This window comes from Nostoc sp. FACHB-892 (assembly GCF_014698795.1).
In the GTDB taxonomy this organism is placed as follows: domain Bacteria; phylum Cyanobacteriota; class Cyanobacteriia; order Cyanobacteriales; family Nostocaceae; genus Nostoc.
The window spans coordinates 1-11,061 of the sequence record NZ_JACJTR010000094.1 but is presented as its reverse complement, the minus strand read 5'-3'; the positions used below and the strand labels follow the sequence as shown (position 1 = coordinate 11,061).

The window sequence follows — 11,061 nt, the reverse complement described above, 5'->3', positions numbered from 1 at the left end:
ATTGGTTTGTTAACTGCCATTACTTTGAACAATTTAGTTCTCTCTAAAGGCTACGGGTGATAACTCTCCTACTGGCGCGATGAAAGTACTTTTGCCACTGAGGTTGCCACCGAATGAATTAACCGCTACAACGGTTTTGATAAATCGAATTAGGCCCAGCTTTTGCTGCCGCCTCAGCGCTATAGTAAATCGGATAGTCACCAAATACCGTGCCATCGGGGCTAACAATCCGAAACTGCCAGCATTTAGCAGGAGTGTAAAATACGACTAAAACACGAGAGTGAATACAGACAACTGAATGGATCTTGGTGATAGTCATAGTACTGTGCGCTTGGGCTTTTGAATATTAGTAAAGTAGCCATTCTCGTAACAAGAATGAGTATAAATACGTTTTAAGCGAAATTAACTGATCAAGCTTAGTTATAGATGTTCTAGAGATTTTTCTACATTAGCCCTTTTTGCAACTAACTTAAGTATGAATAATAGTCTATCTTAAGTTAGTTTTTATAGACAAATACAGCAACTAAGCTGTTGTTTATAGCTGAAAATAGCTTTCCATAAGGAGAGTGCTTAAATATGAAGAGTTTAAGTACTCTTTATCTAAGCTAGAATTTAGGCACTGCACAAATTAAGCATAATGATGCTGTGAATTTCAGCTTTTTAGGCGTGTCAAGAAAGCAATATCAGGGTCAGAGTTTTGGTTAACATAGAAATTCCCCTGACATTGCTTAGAAAGTATGCCCAAGACTTGGAACATCAAGATAGATAACTATTTTCAAGCCAATCCTAATTGCATCATCGCCACAGCCCATGTAGACAGCTTCCCAACAGACCTCCCCCTAGAACCGAATATTCGGGAAGCAAACCGCAAAAGCGCGACCTACAGACAAATCTTCGACTCGCTGACGACCGAACCTGCAAAATTCTTCTCTCGCCACAGTGGAATCGTCCTCTCAGCCAATAAAGTTAAACCCAACAGAAATAAAACTGAGCTAGAACTGGAGATATTAGAAGCTAACGAAGGCGGTAGCGATGGGATTATCAACGGTGGGCATACAGTTTTAGCATTTGAGCAAGCGAAAAATTACAAATATGACCTAACCGAAGCTAGGGTAAAAGTTACGATTCACATTGGACTAACTGAAGAATCAGCCAAGGACATAGCCCTAGCTTCAAATACCACAACGCCAGTAGATTCTCGCTCCAAAGTCAACGCCAGAGGTGATTACAAATTCATCAAGCAGTATTTAGCCCAGTTAGAGAGAGCAGAAGATAGGAAATTCCGCATCGCCTATTATCAAAATCAAAGCGGCGCTCCCAGAAATGCTCAGTGCAATGTCACCCATTTACTGAAACTGCTTTACTGCCTCGACAGAAATAAATACAATCCCGACGGCAATAAACGAACCAAACACCCAGTAGGGATGAGTCTTCCAAGTAACATCACAGACGCAGAAAGGGAACGGTTAACTGCTTTACTGCCTCTCTTGACTCATGCTTTGTGGATAGAGCAAAGACTGTACGAAATGATTCAAGACTATATTAGCAACCCCAGAAGAAAGGGTGCTAACGATTTAGCATCAATTGATATACGTAAAACTACATTGTTGCCTGATAGCAAATACTCTTTCGGGTTTGGTGCGCCAACCGACTTGGCACTACCGATAATTGCATCATATCGGGTATTTCTAGATAAGGACTATAAATGGATTCTGCCGTTTGACGAATTTGCCGAAGATTTCCTGCAACACCTGTGGACTAACTATTTCCGCAAATACTTAGTATCGGAGAAAACAGCAGGTAATACAGTCGGGACAAAAATCAGTCGTAATCAAGAGATTTGGGAAAGTTTGTATATCTCTGCACAAAGTTATCTCAATTCTTCCTTAGTGAAAATGGTCAAATCCGGTAAGGAAGAAGAACCGAAGGTTACAGAAGGTACAAACAAGAGGGGAAAGGGGAAAAGCAATGGGATTAACACAACCACTGCCCCTAAATGAATATTCTAAAACACGGTTAACTATTTACCCAACAAACTTTTAATCTTTCCCGTATTTGAGGCTGGGTATTCAGATAATCTTTTAACCAGTCGCATCCCCGTGTTAATAGCCCATCTAATTCGTCAATCCGCCAAATCAGCACCTTGTTCTGCTCAGGAGAATTACCCTGAACATGGGCGAGAATATATTTCCCATCCGGGCTAAAATGTACTGGCGATATAAATGTAGATGAATACTTATACTGTGCAAGTTGCTTACCTGATATATCCCAAACACGATAAATTTTATCATTTGAAGCTGTGACAATTCGCTGACCATCTGGGCTAAAAACAGCAAATCCAACCTTACTTTGATGCGGTATTTCCAGTAATTGTTTACCAGAAGTATCCCAAATAATCGCCTTATTATCTAGGGAAGTAGCAATAACTAATGTCCCATCCGGACTAAAGCTAGGGCTATAAATATCTTGATTCGCCTTCAACTCTGATAACTTTTGACCTGATGTATTCCAAATAGTCACTATATTTCCATCAGTCGTAACAATACGCTCCCCATCTTGACTGAAACTAGCACCCAAATAACTATTTTCACTTCCTTGAAAATCTACTATTTTTTCACCCGAAATATTCCACAAACTAGAGTAGTTCTTGCCGTTATAATCAAACATAGCCAAAATATATTTACTATTATGGCTCCAAGTAATACCTCTAGCTTTAAACGTAGTTATTAACTTACCCGACTCTGAGAAAATTCTAGTTTTATGATCATAAGTTGTAGTCAAAATATATTTTCCATCTGGACTAAAAGCAGCATACTCTACTCCATCTTCATGTCCAGAAAGTAATAATAGCTGTTTTCCCGATGTATCCCAAACACGAGCAGTTTTATCAGATGATGCTGTGACAATCTTTTTGCCATCAGGGCTGAAATTAGCGCTACTAACTACATCTTCATGTCCGATAAATCTTGCCAACTGCTGACCATAACTATTCCAAAATAATATAGATTTTCTAGTTGGAGTAACAACATATTTGCCATTTGGACTCCAACTTGCTCCTGTAATAGCGTCTTTTGAATTGATAGCTACTTTAGTTACTGGTATTTTATTGGATAAATCCCAAATGCGAACAATTTTATCCTGTCCAAAAGTAACAATATATTTACTATCAGGACTCCAACGGGGGCTACTTTGATCCCCTGTTAGTTCGGTGATTAAATTACTTGATAAATCCCACGGTTTTACAGTTTCATCTCTCATATCCCAAACTTTTATAGTATCATCAGTTGTAAAAAAGCGCTGACCATCTGGACTAAATTCTGCATCCCCATTTAGTACTTTCTCATTTTTTATTTCTCTAATTAGCCGACCAGATAAATCCCTAACATAAGTCTTGTAAGGTGTTGATACGAAAATACGTCGGCTATCAGGACTAAAACCAGCATCCATCGTTACCCATTTATCATCTACTTTAAATCGTGTGATTTGTTTACCGGAAATATCCCAAACATAAGAGTCATTAGAGTTAGTTAAAATATATTTTCCATTCGGACTCCAATAAGCACTGTTAACAGCCATTGTATGTCCTGTGAATGTCTGCAATAATTTACCTGATTTATCCCAAATCCGGGCAGTCTTATCGTCAGAGGCAGTTAGAATATATTTACTATCTGGGCTAAATTTGGCGCTATTAACTTTGGCTTGATGTTGAAGCTGAAGTAATAAGTTACCGGATAAATCCCAGATACGGGCTGTTTGATCATTAGGGATATTAACTATGGTTTTACCATCCATACCTCTTTCAATAACAAGTGGATTTCCAGAAGTCGTAATGACACGTTTCCCATTTGGGCTAAAACTGGCGCTAGTCACATTTTCTTGATGTCTAAGTACCGCCAATTGTTTCCCCGAAAAGTTCCAAAGTCGAACTGTTTTATCACTAGAACTAGTAAGAATTTGCTTTCCATCTGGACTAAAATTAGCAATAAAAACTCCGTCTTGGTGTCCTTTTAGTTCGGCTATAAGCTTACCTGCCAAATTCCAAATACTAGCAGTTTTATTATTAGAAGCGGTAATGATATACTTTCCATCGTGGCTCCAGTTCACAGTAGTAATATTGTCTTCGTAGGCAACAAATCGTTTGAGTTCATGAATATTATTAAGTATCGTTTGTAAGGCAAAAATTGGACTGCTTGCAGGATATTTTTCTAGAGGTCGTCCATCTTTTACTATTTCTTTTAACCTTTGTCCTGCATCCATCGCTGTCACTAAAGATTCAATTTGGTTTGTTTCAAACTGTTTTAGGGCTGTAATTCCTGCTTGTTCTAATCTTATACCTAACTGGGTTTCTCGTAGTTGGTTAGTTGATATAGTTGCTCCGACAAAAGCAATAGCTGCTCCAATAAGACAACAAATAAGAACTCCACCACCGATACGAATTTGTTGTTTGGCTTGATGCTGTGCCGTAGTTAAAGTCTCGTTAGCTTGTGCTAAGATGCGACTTTCTTCTTCTTGAAATGCTAGTGCCGTAGCCATTTCTTGTTTTTCAAATTCCTGGCTGGCAGTTAAAAACTGGTAATCTTGCTGATTTAAACTTTTATTAGCCACCCAAGTTTTTGCATCTTCTAATGCTTTACCACGCAATAATCTAGAATTATCTTGACAGTTTGAAGCAAACCAAGCAGATAATGCTTCTGAATAAGGTCTTAAATCGGCGAGGGCTTTTTCGACCCAGTTTAAATTAAAAACATTTGCATAAATCTGGTTATAAATTTTTAAATATCCTTGTTGCTCTACAACTAATCCAGATAGGCGTAACTCTATCTGTTCTGGGCTGTCCGAAGCAGGAATTTGTCCTAATTGTAAAATTTTCTGATATAAACCAAGCAATGCACTTGTATTATGCTTACTCATCAAAATTCTATCTTTGATAGTTTTTAAGTGGGGTGGTTCATCAAGGGAATCCCAGTTTTGAATTATTTGTTGCGTAACAATATTTTTTACCCATTCGGCTTCTGTAGCTTTGCTCGTTACTTGTGGGGAAGTTACTAACAAATCACATAATTTTTGTGTAAGTAAGGGTTGTCCTCCAGTCCATGCTAAAACTTCTTGCAAAATAGCTTCTGGATTTTCAATCCCTTTCAACCCTGATGCTAAAGGTGAAATTTCGTGTATTTGAAAACCATTAAGTTGAATTGCACGACCGATATTAAAGGGTGTTCGTACCTTATCTGCAATTAAATCGCTAGGTGTTGCTACTCCGAGAAGCACAAAAGTAATCCTATTAAACTCGTTATTAAGATTACGTTTTTCATAACAACTTCTTATCCAAGCAAAAAAATCATCACCCTTAAATTTTAAGCTTAAAATACTATCAATCTCATCAATAAAAACAACTATTTCACTTTTGACTTTTTCTAACAAAATTTTTTCAATAAATATATCCAAACGCTGTATTGGTGCTAATTCACAGTTTTCCTTCCACCAGGTTCTAATAAATTGGCTAGGGTTAGCTATTTCAAAATTTGCAACCAATGTGTAAACGATACCTGCATACCACTGTTCCGGGTTTATATCCTTACTACCGCGTCCAGAGATGTCAATCGTAGTACAAGCGATGCCTTCGGCTTGCAGTCGTTTGATTGTACGAACTTGTAAGCTAGTTTTACCCATTTGTCGGGAATTAAAAATATAACAAAAGTTCCCAGCTTTCAGTTCGTTGTAAAGGTCGAAATCTGCTTGTCTAACTACGTAACAAGGAGCATCTTCTGTAAGACTTCCACCAACTTTATATGAAAAATTGTTGCTCATTGTCTGATAACAAGATAATTAATTTGTAGGGTGTATAAAAGCATAGTGTTACACAACAAATTATATGGTGGTGTGTGACGGTAAATAAATTATTCGTTTTTTGTGCATATAATTCATTCATACCGTCACACACCCTACAGCTATATTTAATCTTGGTGCATTAAGGCATCAAGTTGTTTTCTGTTCGTATTCATTAACAACGTTAATTGTTTTTTCTGTTCGTCAATTAACCCTACTGCTGGATTATCTGGGGTAACTCTTTTGATAAGTTCCGATCGCTCTTTTTCCAAACCTTCTAGTTTTTCAGATGCAACATTTAATATCAGGTTTTCTACTGTTCCTTTATATGATTGCTGTTGTGAGTTAGCTAGTTGTTTGTACAAATCCTGAAGTTGAGCATCAAATTTCCCAATTGCTGGATTCTGAGGTGTATATCTTGCTAAATTTAAGGCTCTCACGACTTCCATTTTTGCGATCGCTTCTAAAGTCCGACGAGTTCTCAATTGTGGTGCTGGTAAGGATACACCTAATTGTGATAATTCAGTTCTGACTTTATCTAATATCTCTTGATATCTGGCATCCATCATACCAGTTCCGAAAACCCCATTTAAACTTTGCTGCAAAATATTTTCTGCTGATTTATAATCTGAAATAGCACTTTCTTTATCTCCTAAGTCTCGGTACAGATTACCTCTTAATAAGTACTCGTCAACATTGGGGCTACTATCACCAATTAATTGAGTCAAATCTGAAATCGCTTCTTGTCTTTCGCCTAACTTTTCATAAGCCCTAGCCCTATTCCAATATGCAGTACGGCTAAAACCAAATTTACCTGTATTTTGCCTGATTACTTCAGTATAGTCTGCCACTGCGGCTTTGTAATTCCCAATTGCAGCGTAAGCATTTGCACGATGGTAGTAGGGTTCTTCAGCTTTAGGATTGAGCCGAATTGCCTGCGTGAAAGAAGAAACCGCAGCGAGTGAGTCTTTTTGGCAGTCCTCTTGAAAGTGTCCCATGCCTATGAAATCGTTTACTGTATTAAGATGTGGTGGCTTAAGAGTTTGACACTCAGTAAAAGCATTATCAGCCGGTATTTGTGCAACTAATGGTATTGAAAAACCTAGTAGTAAAATAGATGATGCATAAGCTAATAAGGAAGGTATAGAGAAGGCAAATTTCATAATTATATAATCCGGAAAGATTTTCAGTTAAAGTAGGACTAGCGTTCACAGGCTACACCTCAAACCTTATCCCTACTGCTCCGATTTAACCTTGACTATACTTGAGTTGGCATAGGGGTATATCGAGTAGGTATCGACTTTGTAGTGAGATTGAATATTTGAAAATTTTGCAAAAAATAGAAAATGAGCAGTTGTAATATCAAAAATGCCACGTTCGGTTAGAGTACGTCCTGAATTCATATCACAGGTAAAGTCAGCGCTACCGCGTAATGGCTATATTCGTCAAACTGATTTGGCAGAACATTTGCAAATATCTCAATCTACTATCAGCAGTTTTCTTAATGGCAGAGCTGTAGATTACCTTAACTTTAGAGAAATTTGTCGTGTTTTAGGGCTGGAATGGCAAAATATTGCTGATTTAACTACTGATTTAACAGTAGAAAGTGGGAACAATATATTTTCATCACCCTTAGTAGGCACTATAGAGGAGAATAACAAAGAAACTCAAGAAATATTTTCATCCCACTCTCTAGAGCATCCATCCGGGCAAGTACCATTAGATTCACCATTTTATATTAAACGCTCCCCAATCGAAGAACGATGTTATGAACAAATTCATAAACCCGGTGCTTTAATTAGAATTAAAGCGCCAAGGCAGATGGGTAAAACGTCTCTTCTAGCAAGGGTTATTAATGAATCCTATTCTCAAGGGGATTGTACCGTCATCTTAGATTTCCAACTTGCAGCCCAAGAGATTTTCGTTAATTCAGATAAGTTTTTACGCTGGTTTTGTGCAAGTGTTAGTTTAGCTTTAAATATCCCCAATAAACTTAGTGAATATTGGGATTTAGCGGAAATGTTGGGTAGTAGCATGGCATGTAAAGCCTATTTTGAGGAATATCTACTACCAACAATTAATAAGCCGCTAACCCTTGGGTTGGATGAAGTTGATAAAGTTTTTGAATATCCCGAAATTTACCGAGATTTCTTTGGATTACTACGCGCTTTACACGAAGAAGGCAAACGGCGAGAGATTTGGAAAAGACTGCGATTGGTGATTGTACATTCTACAGAAGTTTATGTTCCTCTTGATATTAATCAATCGCCGTTTAATGTAGGGTTGTCTATAGAATTACCTGAATTTAATAATAAACAGATTTTGGACTTAGTTCAAAGGTATAAACTAGATTTGGATGAAACGAAAGTTGAAAAATTAATGATGCTAGTGGGTGGACATCCATTTCTAGTACGTTTTAGCCTTTATCATATAGCCAATAAAAACGTTACTTTAACACAGATACTACAAAATCCCACAAGTTCATTGAGTATCTACGCAGACCATTTACGTCGCCAAAGTTTAATTCTTACGCAGAATCCAGAATTAGCAAATGCAATGAAAGATGTAATTATTAATAAGTCTGCCAAGCTACCGACAGTAACTAAATTTAAATTGCACAGTCTTGGACTGGTAAAATTTCAAGGAGATAGCGTATTACCACGTTGTAATTTATATAATCAGTATTTACAGATTCATTTGTAAACAAACAAATATTTTGTTGACTAAAACAAAGGCAGAGAGCGACTGCCAGTGTACCCTAAAGAAGGCAGCGCTTCATCAAAGACAAGGGCGTTGGAACCGCTTTGCAGCTGGTTTACGGGGCTTGAAGATCACAGGCGATAAAGCCCCGCCTCAGCAAAGTCAGCATTTTCTGTCCTTAAGGATTGTCATCAGCAGGGATATAGATATTAGTTATACCCCTTTTATTTTCAACAAAATTAGCTAACGCATTAACAATTTTTTATTTCCAGAACCGGCAGACATCCGCCGCTTAAATCAATGATTCTGCGTTCCATGATTTATTCCCGTTTTTGAACCAACAATTTTCCAGACGCTCCATCCGCAAAACCCAACTCAATCGCCTCCACAGTCACGCTTGGCTTGATAAATAAGGTCACAATTCCAATAACTGCACCCCAAACGCAGCCATAACAGCAAACGATAATCAACAGATTTTTGGGTTTAGCCCTTTCAACAGATTTTTGGGTTTAGCCCTTTCGTCTGATATTGTATGAACGAGCAGGATTTAGCCGTTCAGCAGGAATATAGCTTAGGAAATACTAATGAACTTAAGCATTCAACAGATTGTGCCGGAGGACGTTGCATTAATGGAAGCTTTATTAGCGACCTTTGGTGAGGCGTTCGATCAGGTGGAAACCTATGGGAATCCGCCTAGTGCAGATTATCTGCGGCAACTGCTCGATAGTGACTACTTCATTGCGATCGCCGCATTGAAAGAAGGTGAAGTCGTTGGCGGTCTTACTGCATACGAGCTTAAAAAGTTCGAGCAGGAGCGCAGTGAGATTTATATCTATGATCTAGCTGTTGCCGCCGCACACCGACGGCAGGGAATCGCAACGGCATTAATTCAGAAGCTGAAGGAAGTAGCAGCAGCATGTGGAGCTTATGTTATTTTCGTCCAGGCGGATATAGGTGACGATCCAGCCATTAAACTTTATACAAAGCTGGGCGATCGCGAAGACGTATTGCATTTCGACATAGCAGTTAATAACGGCAATGACAATGCCTAATGCCTATCTGAGTAGTGGCTTTTCGAGAAGAGCATACTAAAGAGCGGGTCAATTTTTTACAATCTTGAGTATCAGATGAGTCCTAGATCAGGAGCAATCTCATGGATGATAATCTGGGCAATTCTCGCTATCCCATCCATGCGCGTGAATTCCACAGACTAACATATTCCCGTCATACTCAACTCCATGATAGTTAGCGCAACCGATACAAGCTATTGGTCGGCTAACTTGGTTATCAAAATCAAAATCAAAATCATCATCCTCCAATTCATCAACTCGAACTAAGGATGCATTACAGTTGGGGCAGGTTTGAATATCTTGCCCTTTACCTTCAAGTAGACAAGTGAGCGATTGCCACGAAGTAATGGGCTGACCACTATTGCTAATATGACTAGTGAGTGACGAAAAATAGGGGTAACTGCATTGGCATACAACCACCTCAGCATCAGTATGCGTCGCGTAATTAGCTTCTAGATATTCTTGGGCAACTCTCCAGTTCTGTTGCTTAGAAATACTTTGTGGCTGGCCTTCACAGTTCACCTCCCATAGTTTGTCATCGTGGAAAATCCTAAGAGAAAATGATGTATAGTCATGAGCTAGATTTTCTAGTTCGCAATGTCTTTTGGCACCAATATAATCAAAACTGCGCTGCTCAACCATTAACTTATGCTCACGGGGATAAGTCTGGATTAATAGATACTCTCCTTCATAAAAGGGATTATATTTAGTAGCGATTCGAGGGTTGAAAAATAAGAAATCCTGTTCAGTATCCATATAAATAAATAGTAATCTTTCTTTTGTCATTTATTAGATTTACTTATAATATTCTTGTTTTTTAGCAAAAGCTTCACGGCAAGAAAGCCCCTTGCCAATATAAATTTTCTCATCCTCTTTCATATAAAATTGAATTTCTCCTGTTAGTAGATCCTTCTCCCACATAATCTGTAAATTTCCATTATCTGCAATTAATCCAATAGTGCTTCGGGTTAATTTTAATTGATAGGGTATATCTAAAGTTGATTGAGCCTCTTGCTGAAATTTCTCGGCTGACATTTTAGGATTTGTACTGTGTATAATTTCCTGGATCTGCTGACTTTAATGTGGTGATAAAACCAATCAGCGCAAACGGACATTTACACCCTAAGGCTTCTTCTATGTCCACAGCATTCAGATTATACTCTTGGCAGACAGTATAAAAAATCTCATCTAGGGATAGTTCTAAATTTTCATTTAATTCCTGAACTCGTTTTTCTATTGACTTGACTAACATAGCTGACAGGGCAAACGCTGATATGTTTTGAAGATTAATTCTTTCCCTTCGCTAGCCTTCGTGCTTCACTATAGGCAACAAATACAGTATCCGCTCAATAAATCGGGGTAGTGCAAAAAATAAAAAGTAGATAGATGCACATAGCGCCGTAGAATATATCACATGGCGCAAAAGCAATCTCCAGAAAAACAAGTAGAGGCATTATTGCAAACC

9 protein-coding genes are annotated in these 11,061 nt (G+C 38.2%); 3 read left to right on the top strand and 6 right to left on the bottom strand.

The window, feature by feature from the left end; all coding sequences use genetic code 11:
- Positions 1-118: 118 nt before the first annotated feature.
- Positions 119-319, bottom strand: coding sequence for a hypothetical protein (locus H6G96_RS38985; RefSeq protein ID WP_190919805.1), 201 nt, complete (start codon positions 317-319; stop codon positions 119-121).
- A gap of 418 nt (positions 320-737) precedes the next feature.
- Between H6G96_RS38985 and H6G96_RS38980 the strand changes: the two genes are divergently transcribed.
- On the top strand, positions 738-2,000 hold the full coding sequence (locus H6G96_RS38980; protein ID WP_190919803.1) for an AIPR family protein: 1,263 nt from the start codon (positions 738-740) through the stop codon (positions 1,998-2,000).
- A gap of 16 nt (positions 2,001-2,016) precedes the next feature.
- Here H6G96_RS38980 and H6G96_RS38975 read toward each other — a convergent pair whose 3' ends face one another.
- Together H6G96_RS38975 and H6G96_RS38970 are read right to left on the bottom strand one after the other, a co-directional pair.
- Positions 2,017-5,808: an AAA-like domain-containing protein gene (locus H6G96_RS38975; protein WP_190919801.1), complete on the bottom strand. Its 3,792-nt coding sequence runs from the start codon at positions 5,806-5,808 to the stop codon at positions 2,017-2,019.
- 146 nt (positions 5,809-5,954) lie between these two features.
- Positions 5,955-6,989, bottom strand: coding sequence for a tetratricopeptide repeat protein (locus H6G96_RS38970; RefSeq protein WP_190919799.1), 1,035 nt, complete (start codon positions 6,987-6,989; stop codon positions 5,955-5,957).
- A gap of 205 nt (positions 6,990-7,194) precedes the next feature.
- Here H6G96_RS38970 and H6G96_RS38965 point away from each other — a divergent pair, with 205 nt between their 5' ends.
- Positions 7,195-8,529: an AAA-like domain-containing protein gene (locus H6G96_RS38965; protein ID WP_190919797.1), complete on the top strand. Its 1,335-nt coding sequence runs from the start codon at positions 7,195-7,197 to the stop codon at positions 8,527-8,529.
- 581 nt (positions 8,530-9,110) lie between these two features.
- Complete coding sequence (locus H6G96_RS38960) at positions 9,111-9,578, top strand: AAC(3)-I family aminoglycoside N-acetyltransferase (RefSeq protein ID WP_190919795.1); 468 nt, start codon at positions 9,111-9,113, stop codon at positions 9,576-9,578.
- A 99-nt stretch (positions 9,579-9,677) separates the two neighbouring features.
- Here the strand turns inward: H6G96_RS38960 and H6G96_RS38955 are convergent, their stop codons facing one another.
- From H6G96_RS38955 to H6G96_RS38945, 3 genes are read right to left on the bottom strand one after another with little or no spacing between them, the layout of a single operon-like run.
- Positions 9,678-10,382 carry a hypothetical protein gene (locus H6G96_RS38955; protein ID WP_190919793.1) on the bottom strand — a complete coding sequence of 235 codons (705 nt, stop codon included), beginning with the start codon at positions 10,380-10,382 and terminating at the stop codon, positions 9,678-9,680.
- Positions 10,383-10,391: 9 nt separating this feature from the next.
- A complete protein-coding gene (locus H6G96_RS38950; protein WP_190919791.1) occupies positions 10,392-10,631 on the bottom strand; it encodes a hypothetical protein in 240 nt (79 codons plus the stop codon).
- A gap of 1 nt (position 10,632) precedes the next feature.
- Positions 10,633-10,848, bottom strand: a complete 216-nt coding sequence (locus tag H6G96_RS38945; protein ID WP_190919807.1) for a hypothetical protein — start codon at positions 10,846-10,848, stop codon at positions 10,633-10,635.
- Positions 10,849-11,061: the final 213 nt, after the last annotated feature.

What these genes read in the sequence shown, in the direction of transcription:
- H6G96_RS38965 (WP_190919797.1), top strand. Translation starts at nt 7,195, where the DNA reads ATGCCACGTTCGGTTAGAGTACGTCCTGAATTCATATCACAGGTAAAG.
- H6G96_RS38975 (WP_190919801.1), bottom strand. Translation starts at nt 5,808, where the DNA reads ATGAGCAACAATTTTTCATATAAAGTTGGTGGAAGTCTTACAGAAGAT.
- H6G96_RS38950 (WP_190919791.1), bottom strand. Translation starts at nt 10,631, where the DNA reads ATGTCAGCCGAGAAATTTCAGCAAGAGGCTCAATCAACTTTAGATATA.
- H6G96_RS38985 (WP_190919805.1), bottom strand. Translation starts at nt 319, where the DNA reads ATGACTATCACCAAGATCCATTCAGTTGTCTGTATTCACTCTCGTGTT.
- H6G96_RS38960 (WP_190919795.1), top strand. Translation starts at nt 9,111, where the DNA reads ATGAACTTAAGCATTCAACAGATTGTGCCGGAGGACGTTGCATTAATG.
- H6G96_RS38955 (WP_190919793.1), bottom strand. Translation starts at nt 10,382, where the DNA reads ATGACAAAAGAAAGATTACTATTTATTTATATGGATACTGAACAGGAT.
- H6G96_RS38945 (WP_190919807.1), bottom strand. Translation starts at nt 10,848, where the DNA reads ATGTTAGTCAAGTCAATAGAAAAACGAGTTCAGGAATTAAATGAAAAT.
- H6G96_RS38980 (WP_190919803.1), top strand. Translation starts at nt 738, where the DNA reads ATGCCCAAGACTTGGAACATCAAGATAGATAACTATTTTCAAGCCAAT.
- H6G96_RS38970 (WP_190919799.1), bottom strand. Translation starts at nt 6,989, where the DNA reads ATGAAATTTGCCTTCTCTATACCTTCCTTATTAGCTTATGCATCATCT.